This window comes from Janthinobacterium fluminis, assembly GCF_028595325.1.
Taxonomy (GTDB): domain Bacteria; phylum Pseudomonadota; class Gammaproteobacteria; order Burkholderiales; family Burkholderiaceae_D; genus Janthinobacterium; species Janthinobacterium fluminis.
This window is the reverse complement of record NZ_JAQQXR010000004.1, coordinates 108948-125668: the sequence shown is the minus strand read 5'-3', so window position 1 is coordinate 125668 and position 16721 is coordinate 108948. Positions and strand designations below refer to the sequence as shown.

Below are 16721 nucleotides of genomic sequence, written 5' to 3'. Positions count from 1 at the left end.
GGGCGCCGCCCGCACTAGGCGTCGATAAGCGCGAAGTCGCCCTCGGCGTAGCGGGCGCCGCTGACCTGCTCCGGCGCGAACAGCGCCGCGATGGCGGCGGCCTCGGCCGGCTCCAGCGTCAGCCGCGCCGCGCCGGCGTTCTCCTCCAGATGGACGACGCTGCGCGCGCCGGGAATCGGCACGATATGCTCGCCCTGGTGCAACAGCCAGGCCAGCGCCAGCTGCGCCGGCGTCATGCCGCGCGCCGCCGCCAGCTCGCCGAAACGTCGCAGCGGCGTCAGATTGTGCTGCATCGCGGCGGCGTCGAAGCGCGGCAGGCCGCGGCGGAAATCGTCGTGCGCCAGGCTGTCGCGCGAGGTCAGCGCGCCGGTCAGGAAGCCCCGTCCAAGCGGGCTGTAGGGCACGAAGCCGATGCCCAGCTCGCGGCAGGCCGGCAGCACGCCGTGCTCGGGGTCGCGGCTCCACAGCGAGTATTCGCTCTGCACGGCGGCGATCGGATGCACCGCGTGGGCGCGCCGCAGCGTCGCCGCCGTCACCTCGGACAGCCCCAGGTGGCGCACCTTGCCTTCCCGGACCAGGTCGGCCATGACGCCGACCACGTCCTCGACCGGCACGGCCGGGTCGATGCGATGCTGGTACAACAGGTCGATGCTGTCGATTCCCAGGCGCTGCAGCGAACCCGTCACCGCCTCGCGGATGTGCTCGGGGCGGCTGTCGACGCCGGCCATGCGTTCCAGGCCCTCGCCCTGCGGCAGGATCTTGAAGCCGAATTTGGTGGCGATCTGCACCTGCCCGCGCTTGCCCTTGAGCGCCTTGCCGAGCAACTCCTCGTTGCTGAACGGACCGTAGACCTCGGCCGTGTCGATGAAACTCACGCCCAGCTCGACGGCGCGGTGCAGCGTCCGGATCGACTCCCGCTCGTCGGCGCCGCCGTAGGCGAAGCTCATGCCCATGCAACCCAGCCCGAGCGCCGATACCTGCAAGCCGTCCTTGCCCAATGTTCGTTTTTGCATCTTGTTTTCCCATTCAAAGTTGACGGGAAAATGATACAGTCGCGGCCTTGCCCACACAAAGAGCCCCCAGGCGCTTATACCCATGAACACAATTCAGCAATGCGCGGGCCGCCCCTCCCATGCGGCCTGACCTGAACGAGCTGCAGATCTTCGCCGCCGTCGCGCGCCACCGCAGTTTCCGCAAGGCGGCCGAGGAGCGCAACGTCACCGCCTCGTCGCTGAGCCACGCCATGCGCGCGCTGGAAACGCGCCTCGGCATACGGCTGCTGAACCGGACCACGCGCAGCGTCGTGCCGACCGAGGCCGGCGCGCACCTGTACGCGCGCGTGAGCCAGTTGTTGAGCGAGCTGGACCAGGCGCTCGACGAGGTCAACGGCTTTCGCGATACGCTGCGGGGTAGCTTGCGGCTGAACGTGCCGCGCCCGGCCGCGCGGCTGCTGCTGGCGCCGCTGCTGAGCGGGTTTTTGAAAGCCAATCCGGGCGTCAAACTGGAACTGATCACCGACGATGGCTTGCTCGACATCGTCGCCAATGGCTTCGACGCCGGCGTGCGTTTCGGCGCCAACCTGGCGCAGGACATGGTCGCCGTGCCGCTCGGCGGCGCGCAGCAATTCGTCGTCGTGGCGGCGCCGGCGCTGCTGGCCGCGCATGCCCGTCCGGCCACGCCGGCGGCGCTGCGCGGCTTGCCCTGCATCGGCCGCAAATTCCCCAGCGGCGTGCTGTACGCCTGGGAATTCGCGCGCGACGGCGAGGCGCTGCAGCTTGCCGTCGACGGCCCGCTGGTGCTCGACGACGACGAGATGATGGTGGCCGCCGCCGTGGACGGCGTCGGCTTTGCCTACGTCTACGCGGCCTATGCGCGCGAAGCGATCCGCATGGGGACGCTGGTCCCGTTGTTCGAGGACTGGTGCCCGCCGATGCCGGGTTTTCACCTGTACTACCCGAGCCGGCGGCACATGTCGGCGGTGCTGCGCGGCTTCATCGACTGGTGCATGGCAGCATAGCGGGGACAGACCACGATTTCCGGGAAATACTTTCCCGGAAATCGTGGTCTGTCCCCGCCAAATTACGGCTTCGTCGACTGGTGCGTGGCAGGCCGCATAGAGGGGATAGGGCACGATAGATTGCCATGATGGTAATGTGAAGCTAAATGCAATACAATCGATGCACAATTGCCATGTGGCAATTTTATTTCGGAGGTAATGCATGTTACTGTTCCAAACAAAGCGCTTGCGCGGCGTCCTGCTGCTGGCCAGCGTCGCCTGTTCCCCCTGCGTCGTCCATGCGGCGGCGGCGGCCCCTCAGTCCGACTGGTCGGTTTCCACCGATCCCTCCGTCGTGCGCGCCGCGCCCGCCGGCAATCAGGTGCAGGCGCAAAATCCGCCCGGGTTTGCCTGGCCGCGTTTTGTCGATGCGCGGCGCGTGGCTGCCAGCAGCTACAACGTGAGAGTGGTCGGCACCAACGGCACCAGTGGCAGTTACGAGTTTGTCGTCAAGCGCAACTGGCTGCTGCCGGAGCAAGCGCTTGCCGCCGGCGACTACCAGTGGCAGGTCAAGCCCGACAATGGCCCCGACTGGTCGGCCTGGCACGCGTTCAGCATCGATGCATCCTCCAGCGTCTTCCTGGTCCCCGCCGCGGATGTGTTGAAGCAGCGCATCCGCGCGCGCGGCGCCATGCGCTCGCTGCCGCCGGAAGTGCTGGCAAATACCGACCCGGACATGTTGCGCGCCCGCGCGCCCCTCAAGGAGCTGCTCTTGCGGGAGTTCAAGGTGAAGACCGACCTGCCCGAGCCCAGGGACGCGGATTGGCCTTTGCGCCCGAACACGGCGCCTCCCGCAGTGTATGCGGTGCAAACGACGGCCATCCGCCACGCGATCAATGATTTGGCGCGCCAGCTGGAAGCGGCGGCCCTGTTGTGGCGTTTGAAAAAGGACGACGGCGGCAAGACGCTGGAGGAGGCGCTCAAGCGCGGCAATCAACTGGCTGCCCTCGACGTCGAGGGCCCGACCAGTTTCGCCAACCAGGACCAGGCCAGCCGCCTCATCGCCATGGCGCTGATCAAGGCGGTCGATGTGCTCGACACGGACCTGGATGCGACCGTCCGCGCCAAATGGCTGGACATCGTCGAGCGGCGCACCGCCGTCATCTATCGCGATATCATGGGAGTCAGCGGCCGCCTGGACCAGTTTCCCTTCGATTCGCACGGCGGCACCAATTACGGCGTGCTGGCGACGGTGGCGACGCTGGCGCTGAACCGTTTCCCGAAAGACCGTTTGGACGTCGCCGAAACCTGGTTCGACTATGCCTTCCGCGGCTATGCGAATTCGCTGTCGCCCTGGGGCGGCGGCGACGGCGGTTTCGCCAACGGCACCGCTTATGCCGAGTATTCCACCGATTACTATGGGCAGATGTGGCAGCCGATCGCCGCGGCGACGGGCGTCAACCTGTACGCCAAGCCCTGGGCCGCCGGCCTGGTCAACTTCATGGCGCATTTCACCCCGCCGGGTTCGCCGAACCACCTGTTTGGCGACCAGCACGAAGTCGTGCCGGTGAGGCGGATTGCGAAAACCTATGCCATGCGCGTCGCCTCGCCGACGGCCGCCTGGTATGCGAGCAAGCTCAATGCCACCGAGGACGCGCTGGCCGGCTTGCAGGCGGCCTGGTCCGGGCCGGCGGCCGCGACGCCACTGTCGGCGCCGGCCAACGCCGCCGAGTACCCGAGTGTCGGTTGGGTGGCGATGCACAGCGACATCGCCGATCCGAAGCGCACGTCCGTGTACTTCAAGTCCAGCCCTTACGGCTCCTTCAACCACAGCCACGCCGACCAGAACAGCATCGTCATCAACAGCGGCGGCGAGCCCTTGCTGGTCGAGGCGGGGGCGTCGGACTTTTACGGCTCGGTGCAGGCGGAGACATGGTATCGCCAGACCAAGGCGCACAACGCCATCACCGTCATGGACGGCGTGGACGGCGGCGGGCAGAGGCTGGGCACGAACGACAACCGCCTTTCCTTGCTCTGGAACGGCGCCACCTCCCATTTCACGCATACGCCCGAGCTGGACTCCGTCATCGGCGACGCCAGCGCCGCCTATTCGAGCAACGGCTTGCTGACGTCGGCGGTGCGGCAGGTCTGGTATCTGCGCGACCAGGACCTGGTGCTGGTGCGCGACACGCTGGCCTCGGCGCTGGCCCGCACCTACGAGTGGAATATGCATGCCGCCGAGTCGATGGAGCCGGACCGGGATGGCATGGTGCACATCCGCAAAGGCAACAGTGAGCTGTGCATCCGCTCGCTGAGCGGGGACACCGCCTTTGCCACGCGGGCGACGCCGGACAACGTGCAGCCTGTCAAAGGGCAGACCCAGGTACATGGCGTTTTGTACAACCGGACCAAGAGCAAGACGGCCGAATTCCTGGTCGCCCTCGACGTCGGTTGCAAGAGGCCGACGCTGCGGCTGGAGGGCAGTGGCGCCGACCGGGCGCTGTGGGTCGGCCGCGACAGGCGCGTCGCCTTGCCGCAATAGGCGTTCCCCTTCAGGCGGCGGCCGGCGCCGCCACGCTGGTGTCCGTTGCGCGGGTTCAGGGGGACAGATAGCCGGTGGCGAGGGCGATGGCCCAGTCGCCGCGGCCGTTCCTGGCCGCCAGCGCCGCCATCGCCGCGTGGTCGTAGGGCACGCTGTGCAGGCTCGCCTGCCAGACGCCGGCGCGCCGCTCGACCATGGCGTAGCGGGCGTCCGGCGCGCCCGATTCGATGACGTGGGGATGCGGATACTCGTCGCGGTAGGCCGGCTGGCCGACGCTGCCGGGGTTGACCAGCAGCTGGCCGCGCGCCGTGCGCACGCTGCGCGCCACGTGCGTGTGGCCGCAGGCCACCAGGGCCGCCGTCACGGCGCCGAGGCGCTGCGCCACCTCGGCCACGCTGGCGTTGCGTTCGGCCGTTTGCAGCAGGCCCGTGACGTCGCTGTCCGGGCTGCCGTGGCATAGCAGCACGTCGGGCGCGTACTGCAGGGCGGGGCGCAGGGTGGCGATCCAGGCCAGCTCGGCCGCCGTCAACTGGCCGCGGGCGTAAATGTCGGCCTGGGCCGAGCCGGCGTGGCAGGCGAGGATTTGCCGTTCGTGGTTGCCGGCCAGGTGGGTCCAGCCGCTGGCCATCAGGTAGCGCGCCGTTTCCAGCGGCAGCAGCGGCCCGGACAGGCTGTCGCCGAGGTTGATGACGGCGTCGGCGCCGCGCCGGCCGATGTCGGCGGCGACCGCCTCCAGCGCCGCCAGATTGCCGTGGATGTCGGAGACGATGGCGATGCGCATCAGGCGCCGCTAAATTCGGCCTGGGCGGCGCGCGCGGCCGCCAGCAGGGCCAGGCCGGCGAGGCCGCAACCGGCGATGATGGCCAGCGACAGCGGCAGCTCGAACTGGGCGAAGCCGGCCAGCAGGAAGCCGGCGTGGATGGCGGCCATCAGCAGCGTGAAGGTGAGGAGGTACAGCGTTCTGACCATGGCGGCGGCAATCGTGGCGGGACGGCGCCGGCAGGCGCGACGGAGCATTGTATTGTTTAATCGGCATCCCGGTCAAGCGTGCCGGCGCGCCGCCGCCGGCCCATGCTATGATATTTGTTATCGATAACAAACCGATCCGGGAACCGCCATGCACCCAGACTTCCGCAGCCGCGCCATGCTGCTGGACCACATCCGCCACACGCTGCAGTTCTACCACCCGCGCTGCATCGACCCCAGCGGCGGCTTCTACCACTTCTTCCTCGACGACGGCAGCGTCTACGACGCCACCACGCGGCACCTGGTCAGCAGCACGCGCTTCATCTTCAATTACGCGATGGCCTACCGCCAGTTCGGCGACGCCGACTATCTGGCGGCGCTGCGCCACGGCCTGGACTTTTTGCGCCGGGCCCACCGCAACCCGGACACGGGCGGCTACGCCTGGCAACTGGCGTGGCGCGACGGCGCGGCGCGCGTCATCGACGCCGACAACCACTGCTATGGCCTGGCCTTCGTGCTGCTGGCCTACGCCCACGCGCTGCGCGCCGGCGTGGCCGAGGCGCGCGCGCATGTCGACGAAACCTTCGCGCTGATGGAGCGGCGCTTCTGGCAGCCGGAGCACGGCCTGTACGCCGACCAGGCCAGCGGCGACTGGGCCACGCTGGACCCATACCGGGGCCAGAACGCCAATATGCACGCTTGCGAGGCGCTGCTGGCCGCCTACGAGGCCAGCGGCGAGCCGCGCTATCTGCACCGCGCCGAGCTGCTGGCCCACAACATCACCGTGCGCCAGGCGGCGCTGGCCGATGGCTTGATCTGGGAGCATTACAAGCCGGACTGGTCCATCGACTGGACCTACAATTTGCACGACAAGAGCAATATCTTCCGCCCCTGGGGCTACCAGCCCGGCCACTTCACCGAGTGGGCCAAGCTCCTGCTGCTGCTGGAACGCCACGCCGGCGCGCTGGCCGGCCCGGCCGATTGGCTGGCGCCGCGTGCGGCCGCCTTGTTCGACACGGCGCTGGCGCGGGCCTGGGATGGCGAGCATGGCGGCATCTGCTACGGCTTCGGCCCGGACGGCGCCATCTGCGACGGCGACAAATACTTCTGGGTGCAGGCCGAGAGCCTGGCGGCGGCGGCCGTGCTGGCCGCGCGCACCGGCGCGGCCCGCTACTGGGAGAGCTACGAGCGCATCTGGGACTACAGCTGGCGCCATTTCGTCGACCACGAGCACGGCGCCTGGTATCGGATACTGGGCCGCGACAACGCCAAGCTGGGCGCCGAGAAGAGCCCGGCCGGCAAGGTCGATTACCACACCATGGGCGCCTGCTACGAGGTGCTGAACGTCGTCGGGGGCGCCGCGTGAGCGCCATGCCGCGCTTCGTCGCGGCCGGCGAGGCCCTCACCGACATGCTGCGCACAGGGACGGACAACTGGAGCGCGCGGGTCGGCGGCTCGACGTGGAACGTGGCGCGCGTGATGGCGCGGCTGGGCGTGCCGAGCGCCTTCGCCGGCGCCGTCAGCCGCGACGTCTTCGGCGCCGCGCTGGCGGCCGCCGGCGCCGAGGCCGGCCTCGACCCGCGCTTTTTGCAGCAGCTCGACAAGTCGCCGCTGCTGGCCATCGTGCATCAGCTCAGCCCGCCGCAGTATTTCTTCGTCGGCGACGACAGCGCCGACCTGCATTTCGACGCGGCCCTGCTGCCGCAGCAGTGGCAGCGGCAGGCGCAATGGGTGCATTTCGGCGGCATCAGCCTGGCACGCCAGCCGCTGGCCGGCAAGTTGCTGGCGCTGGCCGCCGAACTGAAGGCGGCCGGCGTGAAGATCAGTTACGACCCGAACTTCCGCGTGCTGATGGATGGCCGCTACGACGCCACCTTGCGCCGCATGACGGCGCTGGCCGACGTCGTCAAGGTGTCGGACGAGGATTTGCGGGGCCTGTTCCGCGGCGACGACGTGGATGCCGCCTTCGCCACGCTGCGCGGCTGGAACCCGCAGGCGCGTTACTTGTATACGGAGGGGGAGCGCGGCGCGGCGCTGTATTGCGGCGACGCCGTCTGGCGGGCGGCGCCGCCGCATATCGCCGTGGCCGACTCGGTCGGCGCCGGCGACGCCAGCATCGGCGGTTTGTTGTACAGCCTGATGTGCCGGCCCCAGTCGGATGGCGGCGCGCATCTGCGCTTCGCCGTCGCGGCGGGCGCCGGCGCCTGCCTCGCGGCCGGCGCGGCGCCGCCGGACCTGGCCCTGGTCGAGCGCCTGTTTGGCGCTTGCGCGCTGGCTTAGCCGGCGTAAAGCGGGGGGGGCTTGACCCCGGCAAGCCGGGTCAGGCCCGCTGGCCGCGCCGCGGGTCCGGCGGCGCCGACGAGGCGCGTTCGACCAGCGTGAACGCCAGCAGCTGGTGGGCCGCCAGCGCCGCTTCGCCGGCGCGGCGGCGGCGGATTTCTTCGAGCAGCAGCGTGACGGCGGCGCGCGCCATGGCGGCGATCGGCTGGTGTATCGTCGTCAGCTCCGGCCACACCGTCGTCGCCACCGGCGTGTCGTCGAAGCCGCATACCGTCAAGTCCTCGGGCACGTGCAGCTGCATGCCGTGCGCCACCGCCAGCGCGGCCGCCGCCATGTCGTCGTTGCTGGCGAAGATGGCGCTGGGGCGGCTGGGCGCGGCCAGCAGCTGGCGCGCCGCCGCCAGCCCGGAGCGGTAGGTGAAATAGCCTTGCGCGATGCGCCCGGCCGGCACCTTCAGGCCGGCCGCGCGCATGCCGTCCTCGAACGCGCGCCAGCGCAGTTGCGCCGGCGTGTGCTTCGGGTCGCCCTTGATGAAAGCGATGTCGCGGTGGCCCAGCCCGAGCAGGTGGCGCGTCAGCGCCAGCGCGCCCTGGTAGTCGTCGATGCGCACGGCGGCGACGCCGGCCAGCGGGCGCGCCGTGGCCACCGCCACGGCCGGCACGCCCATGCCATGCAACTGCCGCAGCGCCGCTGCGGAGTCGCACAGGGGCGGCGGCACCAGGATGCCGTCGGCGCCGGCGGCGACCAGCTTGCCGATGGCGGCGCGCTGGCTGGGCAAATCGTCGCAGCGCTCCAGCATCAGCTGGCCGCCGCTCTGGCTGCATTGATCCATCGCGCCGACCAGGAGTTCGCTGAGGAAGGCGGCGCTGGGGTTGCTGTACAGCAGGCCGACGCGCAGCGTCCCGGTGCGGGCGGCGCGCGCGGCCAGATTCGGCTGGTACTGCAGCGCGGCGATGGCGGCGTCGACCTTGCCGCGCGTGGCCGCGCTGACGCCGGCGCGGCCGTTGATGACGCGCGACACCGTCATCGCCGACACGCCCGCCGCGCGCGCCACGTCGTGGACGGTGGCGCCGCCCTGCGCCGGCGGCGCCGTCATTCGAGGTGGCCGCCGAACTTCAGCCTGCCGTTGGCGCGGGCGGCGCCGCGCGGCGCCGCCTCGTCCGGCGCCGGCGCCGGCGCCTCGCCGTGGCGGGCCGGATCGCGCCGCGCCAGGCCCACCGACAAGATATCGAGCAGCATCAGTTGCAGCAGGCGCACGATCATCGGCACGAAGTTCAGATTGCCCTCCGGGTGGTTCAGCGTCAGCAGCACGTCGGCCAGCTTGGCCAGCGGCGAGCCGCTGGTCGTGATCGCCAGGATGCTGGCGCCGCGGCCGCGCGCCACCTTGACCGCGCGCAGCAGCTCGGCCGGCGCGCCCGAGCGCGACACGACCAGCGCCACGTCGCCCGGCGCCAGCAGGGCGGCGCTCATTTCCTGGGCCTGCGGGTCGGGGAAGTAGTTGCTGACGATGCCCAGCGTGAGCAGTTTTTGCTGCATGTCCTCGGCCACGACGCGGGCGCTGCCGACGCTGAGCAGCTCGACCCGCCCGGCCGTGCGCAGCAGCTCGATGGCGGCCGTCAGCGCCTTGACGTCGAGCATGTCGCGCAGGGCCAGCGCGGCCGAGGCGTTGTTGCCCAGCACCTTGCGCGCCAGTTCCGCGTCCGAGTCGGTGATTTCGACGTGGCAGTGCGAGACGGTGATGGCGCCGCCCGTCAGCCCGGAGGCCAGCTTGAGCTTGAAGTCGGCCAGGCCCTGCACGCCGATGGAGCGGCAAAAGCGCATCACGGTGGGTTGGCTGACGCCGGTGCGCTGGGCGATTTCGGCGATCGGCAGCGTCAGCATTGCGTTCGGTTCCCTGAGCACCCAGTCGGCGACCTTGCATTCCGAGGGGCTCATGCGGTCGCGCGCCTGGCGGATCTTGTCGAGCACGGGCGCGCCGGCGTGGGCCAGCTTGAGCTTTTGCGCCAGGATGGCGGCCACGCCGAGGAAGGTCGGCTGCTCGGCCGTGATGACGTAGGTGGGGATGTGCGCCAGGTAGTCGCCGAGGCGGCCCTTGGCCTCGAAGCGGCGGCGGAACGGCGAGCGCGCGAACAGCGGCCCCAGCCGCGGCACGATGCCGCCGCCGATGTAGATGCCGCCCAGCGCGCCCAGCGTCATCGCCAGGTTGCCGGCCACCGAGCCGAGGATGGCGCAAAAGCAGTCGACGGCCTCGACGCAGACGGCGCAGCTGCCGGCCAGCGCGGCGCCACTGATCTCGGCCGCCGCCAGCGGCGCCGCGTCGGCGCGGCCGGCCCGCTCGGCCAGCGCGCGGTAGATCAGTTCCAGACCACGGCCGGAGGCCAGGCGCTCGGCCGAGACGTGCTCGTGCTCGCGCCAGGCGTAGGCCAGCACGTCCATTTCGCGCCCGTCGCAGGGCGCGAAGCTGACGTGGCCGCCCTCGCTGCCGAGGGCGATCCAGCGGTCCTCGGCCGGGATCATGCCCGACACGCCCAGCCCCGTGCCGGGGCCGAGCAGGCCGATGACGCCGTCGGCGCGGGCCGTGCCGCCGCCGATCTTGTCGCGCTGCTCGGCGCGCAGGTGGGGCAGGGCCATCGCCAGGGCCGTGAAGTCGTTGACCACCAGCAGCGTGTCCAGGCCCAGCGCCGCGCGCATCGCCGCGATCGAGAACGACCAGTGGTGGTTCATCATCCGGATGGCGTCGTCGTCGTCGATGGCGTTGGCGATGGCCACGGCGGCGTGGCGCACGCGGGCGGCGCCGACGGCCTTGGCCTCGGCGCCGCCCAGGTAGGCCAGCATGGCCTCCAGCAGCGAGCCATAGCCGTCGCAGCGCAGCACGGCGGCGGCCTCGAAGCGGCCGGGCCGGGTTTCCAGCACGAAGCGGGCGTTGGTGCCGCCGATGTCGGCCAGCAGGCGCGGCCCGTCGCTGTAGCGGCCGGCCTGCTCGGCCCCGGCCGGCGCCGCTGGCAGCGCCGGCGGCGCCGCGGTGGAGTCTTCTGTTGTCATCGCGTCTCGCTGTGGCGCGCGCGGCGCGCCATCTCTCGTTGTCGGGGGCGGGCCGGGCCGGCGCGCCATTTTCATGCGGAATTCTAATGCGGATCGCCGCGCCGCGCCGCATTATTCTGTCGGCCATAAAGTCGTAGGATTACAACATCATATGTTGATATTTGTTCGTAGTATAGTTACTATCACTGTGCCGGAAATAATTCTGGACGGTAAAAGCCAACCCCCGGACTCTTACACGACAAAAAAACGACAACGAGGAGACACAGCATGCATCGCACGATGTTGAAAGTATTGCCCGCAGCAATCATCCTGGCGCTGGGCTGCGCCAACGCCGCGGCCGACGAGGAGGGCTTCCACGGCTACTTCCGCGTCGGCGCCGGCGGCGGCAGCGGGAAGGGGCCGCAAAGCTGCTACGGCCTGGGCGGCAACACGATGAAATACCGCCTCGGCAACGAGTGCGACGCCTACGCCGAGTTCGGCTACACGAAGGAAATCGCCAAATCCGACGGCGTCAGCTACGTCGCCACCATCTGGGCCGACGTCTACAGTCCGAAGTCGGACTTCGGCGACGCCAAGCTGGGCATCGCCAAGGCCTTCGTCGAGGCCAAGGGCCTGGACTTCCTCAACGGCGGCACGGCCTGGATCGGCAAGCGTTACTACTTCCGCCCCGACATCCACATGCTGGACTTGCAGTACATTAACTTCAACGGCACGGGCGCCGGCGTCGACCAGGTCAAGCTGGGGCCCGGCAAGTTCGGCTACGCCTTCTTCAAGGACAACGACACCAACACCCGCGACAAGGACACGGGCAAGATCGTCGGCACGCCGTCGGCCGTGCGGCAGAACTTCATTTACCAGGACATTCCCGCCAACGCCGACGGCAGCGTCGACGTGGCCCTGTCCCTCATCACGGCCCAGGGCGGCGACGACGCCGGCGGCAAGAAGCACAATGGCTGGCAGGTGTCGCTGTTCCACAAGCAGGCCAAGGTCTTCGGCGGCGTCAACACGGTCGGCCTGCAGTACGGCGTCGGCCCCGGCACCGGCGTGGGCGTGGGCAACGGCCGCATCGGCGCCTCCGGCTACACCTCGCTCGGCTCGGACGTGACGCGGCTGCGCCTCTTCGACGACATCTGGGTGCAGCCGACGGAAAACTTCGGCATGGAATTGGTCGCCCTGGTGCAAAGGGACAAGTCCAACGCCGGCGGCTCCTCGACCTGGACCACGCTGGGCGTGCGCCCCGTCTACGCGCTGTCGAAGAACGTCAAGCTGCAACTGGAACTGGGCACCGACCGCGTCACCGACAGCGCCGGCCCGACCAAGCGCCTGACCAAGCTGACGCTGGCGCCGACCATCTCGGCCGGCCCCGGCCTGTGGTCGCGCCCGGAGCTGCGCGCCTTCGTCACCTACGGCAAGTGGAACGACGCGGCGACGGCCTCCGTCAACGCGGCCAACAACTCCGGCCCCGTCTACAACAACAATACCAGCGGCGTCTCGTATGGTTTCCAAGTGGAAACCTGGTTCTAAAGATACCGTTTCACGCACCACAACCGGCGCCGATATGATACATATCTGTCTATCGCCCGCCGGGGCACTTCCCCCACCCGCTCGACCATAATAAGGAAACTGGAGATGAAACTGAAACACCTCGTCATGCTGACGGCGCTCGCCTGCGCCGCCCACGCCCACGCCACCGACGTCGAAGTGCTGCACTACTGGACCTCGGGCAGCGAGGCCAAGTCGGTCGGCCAGTTGCAGCAGATCGTCAAGGAGGACGGCTTCGGCTGGAAGGACTTCGCCGTGGCCGGCGGCGCCGGCGAGAACGCCGCGACGGCGCTGAAGACCCGCGTCATCTCCGGCAAGCCGCCGACGGCGGCGCAGATCAAGGGGCCGTCCATCCAGGAGTGGGGCAAGGAGGGCGTGCTGGCCAACATCGACGAGGCCGCCGCGGCCGGCAAATGGGACGCGGCCCTGCCCAAGGTCGTCGCCGACATCATGAAATACAAGGGCCACTATGTCGCCGCGCCCGTCAACGTGCACCGCGTCAACTGGGTGTGGGCCAATCCCGAGGTGCTCAAAAAAGCCGGCGTCAACGGCGTGCCGGCCACCTGGGACGCCTTCTTCGAGGCGGCCGACAAGATCAAGAAATCCGGCGCCATCGCCATCGCCCACGGCGGCCAGCCTTGGCAGGACGCCACCGTCTTCGAATCGGTCGCGCTGGGCGTCGGCGGCACCGAGTTCTACAAGAAGGCCATCCTGCAGCTGGACCAGAAGGAGTTGACGGGCCCGACCATGATCAAGGTCTTCGACACGCTGGCCCGCGTCAAGGGCTATATCGACAAGGACGCCGCCGGGCGCGACTGGAACCTGGCCACGGCCATGGTCATCAACGGCAAGGCCGGCTTCCAGTTCATGGGCGACTGGGCCAAGGGCGAGTTCTCCAACGCCGGCAAGATCCCCGGCCGCGACTACCTGTGCGCGGCCGCCCCCGGCACCGACAAGGCCTACACCTTCAACGTCGACTCCTTCGCCATGTTCGCGCAGAAGGACGCCGCCGCCAAGAAGGGCCAGATCGCGCTGGCGAACGCCATCATGAATCCGAAGTTCCAGGCCATCTTCAACCTCAACAAGGGCTCGATCCCGGTGCGCTCGGGCGTGCCGCGCGCCAAGTTCGACGACTGCGCCATCAAGTCGATGGACGATATGGACGCCACCAACAAGGGCGGCGGCCTGGTGCCCTCGTTCGCCCACGGCATGGCCCTGGCCTCGGCCACCCAGGGCGCCGTCGTCGACGTCATCGCCAAGTTCATGAACTCCAACATGAGCTCGAAGGACGCCGCCGCGGCGCTGGCGAAGGCGGCAAAAGTGAAGTAACCGCGCCGGACCACAGGCGGCCGCCGTCTCCCCGGCGCCGCCTGCCGCTTTCCCCCTTTCCTACGGCTGTCCCATGTCCCTACGCAATCTGTTCGACCGCTGGATACCGCAACTGGTGCTCGGCCCCACGCTGCTCGCCAGCCTGCTGTTCGTCTACGGTTTCATCTTCCTGACCGGCTACCTGTCGCTGACGGAGTCGCGGCTGATGCCGAACTTCGAGTTCGCCGGCCTGCTGCAATATCGCGAGCTGTTCGACAACGAACGCTGGTGGACCTCGCTGAGCAACCTCGGCATCTTCGGCACCCTGTTCATCGGCGCCAGCATCGCCATCGGCCTGTTCATGGCCATCCTGCTGGACCAGAAAATCCGCGCCGAGGGCTTCCTGCGCGCCATCTACCTGTACCCGATGGCGCTGTCCTTCATCGTCACCGGCACGGCCTGGAAGTGGATGCTCAACCCCAGCCTCGGCCTGGAAAAGCTGATGCACGACTGGGGCTGGAGCGGCTTCACCTTCGACTGGCTGGTCAACGCCGACATGGCCATCTACACCGTCGTCATCGCCGGGGTCTGGCAGTCGTCCGGCTTCGTCATGGCGCTGTTCTTGGCCGGCCTGCGCGGCATCGACGACGAAATCATCAAGGCCGCCCAGGTCGACGGCGCCACGCTGCCGACGATCTACCGGCGCATCGTCATCCCGGCCATGCGCCCGGTGTTCTTCAGCGTGCTGCTGATCCTGTCGCACATCGCCATCAAGAGCTTCGACCTGGTCATCGCGCTGACGGCGGGCGGACCCGGCAACGCCTCCGACGTGCCGGCCATCTTTATGTACCAGTTTTCGTTCACCCGCGGGCAGCTGGGCCTCGGCTCGGCCTCGGCGATGATGATGCTGGCCACCATCGTGGCGGTGCTGGTGCCGCTGATGTATCTGGAAGCGCGCAGCGCAAAGGCCATGAGATGAGCACACGCACCCCCTCCCTGACGCTGGGCCGCGGCCTGCTGTACCTGCTGCTGGTCCTGTTCGCGCTGTACTACATCGCGCCCCTGTACGTGATGCTGTCGACCTCGTTCAAGTCGCTCGACGACATCCGCACCGGCAACCTGCTGGCGCTGCCGGCCGTGTGGCAGACGGAATCCTGGGCCAAGGCCTGGTCCTCGGCCTGCACCGGCGTCACCTGCGACGGCATGCAGCCGTTCTTCTGGAACTCGCTGAAGATGGTCATTCCGGCCGTGCTGATCTCCACTTTCGTCGGCGCCTTCAACGGCTATGTGTTCGCGCATTGGCGCTTCCGCGGCAGCGAGGCCCTGTTCGCCGCGCTGCTGGTGGGTTGCTTCATCCCCTTCCAGGTGGTGATCCTGCCGATGGCGCGGCTGCTCGGCGAATTCGGCCTGGCCAACACGACGACGGGCCTGGTCTTCGTCCACGTCGTCTACGGCACGGCCTTCACGACCCTGTTCTTCCGCAACTACTACGTCGGCGTGCCGGAAGAGCTGATCAAGGCCGCGCGCATCGACGGCGCCGGCTTCTTCCTGATCTTCCGCAAGATCGTGCTGCCGATCTCCGGCCCCATCTTCGTCGTCTGCATCATCTGGCAATTCACGCAGATCTGGAACGACTTCCTGTTCGGCGTCGTCTTCGCCGCCGGCGAGTCGCAGCCGATCACCGTCGGCTTGAACAACCTCGTCAACACCTCGACGGGCGTCAAGGAGCACAACGTCAACATGGCGGCGGCGATCATCGCGGCGCTGCCGACGCTGCTGGTCTACCTCGTCGCCGGTCGCTATTTCGTGCGCGGCCTGACGGCCGGCGCAGTCAAAGGTTAAGGAACACTATGTCCAGTTTATCCATACGCAACATCCGCAAGGTCTACAGCAACGGCGTCGAAGTCTTGAAGGGCATCGACATCGACATCAAGGACGGCCAGTTCCTGATCCTCGTGGGCGGCTCCGGCTCCGGCAAGTCGACGCTGCTGAACATGATCGCCGGCCTGGAAAGCGTCACCTCGGGCGAAATCCTCATCGACGGCAAGGTCGTCAACGCGCTGCCGCCGAAGGACCGCGACATCGCCATGGTGTTCCAGTCCTACGCCCTGTACCCGTCGATGACGGTGCGCGAAAACATCGCCTTCGGCCTGGGCGTCAAGAAGGTGCCCAAGCACGAACAGGAGGAAATCGTCGCCCGCGTCGCCGAGACGCTGCAAATCACCCACCTGCTGGACCGTCGCCCGGCCCAGTTGTCGGGCGGGCAGCGCCAGCGCGTGGCGATGGGCCGGGCCATCTCGCGCAAGCCGGCCCTGTTCCTGTTCGACGAACCGCTGTCGAACCTGGACGCGAAGCTGCGCGTTGAAATGCGCGCCGAAATCAAGCTGATGCACCAGCGCCTGCATTCGACCATCGTCTACGTGACGCACGACCAGATCGAAGCGATGACGATGGGCGACCTGATCGCCGTCATGAAGGACGGCGTGGTCCAGCAACTGGGCACGCCGCAGGAAATTTACGACAACCCGGCGAACCTGTTCGTGGCCGGCTTCATCGGCTCGCCGTCGATGAACTTCATCACCTGCCGGCCGGCCATCGACGCGGCCGGCGAGGTTTTCGTGCCGATCGAAAACGCCGGCCAGACGATGCGCCTGCAGCTGCCGTTCGACGCGGCGGCGCTGCGGCCCTACGCGGGGCGCGACGTCACGCTGGGCATCCGCCCCGAGCAGATCACCGACCTGAGCAGCGCCCACGGCGACGCCGGCCAGGCGCTGTCCTGCCTGGTCGACCTGGTCGAACCGACGGGACCGGACACCCTGCTGACGACGAAACTGAACGGCGCCTCCGTCACCTGCCGGGCGCACCCGCGCGAAGCCGTGCAGCCGGGGCAAACGATGACGCTGTCGTTCAACCTGTCGAAGGCGGCGCTGTTCGACCCGGGCAGCGGCGCGCGCATCGCCTGACGGCGGGGGAGGGCGGCGGGGCTGCTATCATTCCCCTCGGCCCTCCCGGGGGGCCGACCCCGGCAGTTTGGGGTCGGACCCC

General features: G+C 68.7%; 14 protein-coding genes. 9 read left to right on the top strand and 5 right to left on the bottom strand.

The genetic code is table 11. The annotated features are described in order from the left end of the window. Window positions 1–14: 14 nt before the first annotated feature. The gene (locus OIK44_RS11800) at window positions 15–1013 is read right to left on the bottom strand and encodes an aldo/keto reductase (RefSeq protein ID WP_273670951.1); all 999 of its coding nucleotides are present in this window, start codon (window positions 1011–1013) and stop codon (window positions 15–17) included. Between the two features lie 119 nt (window positions 1014–1132). Between OIK44_RS11800 and OIK44_RS11795 the strand changes: the two genes are divergently transcribed. Both OIK44_RS11795 and OIK44_RS11790 read left to right on the top strand, forming a co-directional pair. Continuing rightward, window positions 1133–2017, top strand: a complete 885-nt coding sequence (locus OIK44_RS11795) for a LysR family transcriptional regulator (RefSeq protein ID WP_273670950.1) — start codon at window positions 1133–1135, stop codon at window positions 2015–2017. A gap of 202 nt (window positions 2018–2219) precedes the next feature. After that, on the top strand, window positions 2220–4538 hold the full coding sequence (locus OIK44_RS11790; protein ID WP_273670949.1) for a heparinase II/III domain-containing protein: 2319 nt from the start codon (window positions 2220–2222) through the stop codon (window positions 4536–4538). A 55-nt stretch (window positions 4539–4593) separates the two neighbouring features. Here the strand turns inward: OIK44_RS11790 and OIK44_RS11785 are convergent, their stop codons facing one another. Together OIK44_RS11785 and OIK44_RS11780 are read right to left on the bottom strand one after the other, a co-directional pair. Then, window positions 4594–5319 carry a metallophosphoesterase family protein gene (locus tag OIK44_RS11785; RefSeq protein WP_273670948.1) on the bottom strand — a complete coding sequence of 242 codons (726 nt, stop codon included), beginning with the start codon at window positions 5317–5319 and terminating at the stop codon, window positions 4594–4596. After that, complete coding sequence (locus tag OIK44_RS11780) at window positions 5319–5555, bottom strand: DUF6713 family protein (protein WP_337587199.1); 237 nt, start codon at window positions 5553–5555, stop codon at window positions 5319–5321. The genes OIK44_RS11785 and OIK44_RS11780 overlap by 1 nt, the downstream gene beginning before the upstream one ends. Window positions 5556–5655: 100 nt before the next feature. Between OIK44_RS11780 and OIK44_RS11775 the strand changes: the two genes are divergently transcribed. Beyond that, entirely contained in the window at window positions 5656–6870 is a 1215-nt protein-coding gene (locus tag OIK44_RS11775; RefSeq protein WP_273670946.1) for an AGE family epimerase/isomerase, read from the top strand. A 5-nt stretch (window positions 6871–6875) separates the two neighbouring features. Continuing rightward, on the top strand, window positions 6876–7784 hold the full coding sequence (locus tag OIK44_RS11770; RefSeq protein WP_273671247.1) for a PfkB family carbohydrate kinase: 909 nt from the start codon (window positions 6876–6878) through the stop codon (window positions 7782–7784). Window positions 7785–7824: 40 nt separating this feature from the next. On the opposite strand, the gene OIK44_RS11765 is transcribed toward OIK44_RS11770, so the two are convergent. Together OIK44_RS11765 and OIK44_RS11760 are read right to left on the bottom strand one after the other, a co-directional pair. Then, a complete protein-coding gene (locus tag OIK44_RS11765) occupies window positions 7825–8880 on the bottom strand; it encodes a LacI family DNA-binding transcriptional regulator (RefSeq protein WP_273670945.1) in 1056 nt (351 codons plus the stop codon). After that, window positions 8877–10826: a glucokinase gene (locus OIK44_RS11760; protein ID WP_273670944.1), complete on the bottom strand. Its 1950-nt coding sequence runs from the start codon at window positions 10824–10826 to the stop codon at window positions 8877–8879. The genes OIK44_RS11765 and OIK44_RS11760 overlap by 4 nt, the downstream gene beginning before the upstream one ends. Window positions 10827–11093: 267 nt before the next feature. Here OIK44_RS11760 and OIK44_RS11755 point away from each other — a divergent pair, with 267 nt between their 5' ends. The 5 genes from OIK44_RS11755 (at window position 11094) to OIK44_RS11735 (ending at window position 16639) form a co-directional block, all read left to right on the top strand. Continuing rightward, window positions 11094–12350, top strand: a complete 1257-nt coding sequence (locus OIK44_RS11755) for a maltoporin (protein ID WP_273670943.1) — start codon at window positions 11094–11096, stop codon at window positions 12348–12350. 105 nt (window positions 12351–12455) lie between these two features. Continuing rightward, on the top strand, window positions 12456–13697 hold the full coding sequence (locus OIK44_RS11750; RefSeq protein WP_273670942.1) for an ABC transporter substrate-binding protein: 1242 nt from the start codon (window positions 12456–12458) through the stop codon (window positions 13695–13697). A 73-nt stretch (window positions 13698–13770) separates the two neighbouring features. Then, complete coding sequence (locus tag OIK44_RS11745) at window positions 13771–14655, top strand: carbohydrate ABC transporter permease (RefSeq protein WP_273670941.1); 885 nt, start codon at window positions 13771–13773, stop codon at window positions 14653–14655. After that, entirely contained in the window at window positions 14652–15518 is an 867-nt protein-coding gene (locus tag OIK44_RS11740; protein WP_273670940.1) for a carbohydrate ABC transporter permease, read from the top strand. The genes OIK44_RS11745 and OIK44_RS11740 overlap by 4 nt, the downstream gene beginning before the upstream one ends. Window positions 15519–15526: 8 nt before the next feature. Next, entirely contained in the window at window positions 15527–16639 is a 1113-nt protein-coding gene (locus OIK44_RS11735) for an ABC transporter ATP-binding protein (protein ID WP_273670939.1), read from the top strand. Window positions 16640–16721 lie beyond the last annotated feature (82 nt).